Genomic DNA, 397 nt, shown 5'->3' on the forward strand with positions numbered 1-397 from the left:
ATCAGCGTGTCCCAGGGCCAAGAGGTCAAGGTGGGCGAGCCGCTTTGCATCGTCGAGGCGATGAAGATGGAAAACGTGCTGCGCGCCGAGCGCGACGGCACGATTGCCAAAATTCACGCCAAAGAAGGCGATAGCCTCGCAGTCGATGCCCCCATCATGGAATTTTCCTGATGGCAGCGGTCGACGATCTGTCTCTTGCCGCCGATTTTCCTGCCGCCACGCGCGAGCAATGGCTCAAGCTCGTCGAAGGCGTGCTCAAGGGCGCGGACTTCTCGAAGAAACTCGTCGGGCGCACCCATGACGGCATCGCGCTTCAGCCGCTTTATCCCAAGGCGGAAGGCGCCGGCCTGATCGCGCGGGAGGAGCCGGGCCGCTGGCGCGTGTCGCAGCGGGTCGA

At 63.7% G+C, this 397-nt stretch carries 1 protein-coding gene and 1 pseudogene; both read left to right on the forward strand.

Translation table 11 applies throughout. The features are described from left to right. Positions 1-171, forward strand: a 171-nt coding sequence (locus tag AB4Y85_RS19475) for an acetyl-CoA carboxylase biotin carboxyl carrier protein subunit (protein WP_441986554.1), incomplete at its 5' end; no start/stop codon positions are given. Then, positions 171-397 (forward strand): annotated as a pseudogene (locus tag AB4Y85_RS19480) (methylmalonyl-CoA mutase); the annotation flags it as partial. The gene AB4Y85_RS19475 and the pseudogene AB4Y85_RS19480, both read left to right, overlap by 1 nt.

It is taken from the genome of Microvirga sp. 2YAF29, assembly GCF_052114605.1.
Taxonomy (GTDB): domain Bacteria; phylum Pseudomonadota; class Alphaproteobacteria; order Rhizobiales; family Beijerinckiaceae; genus Microvirga.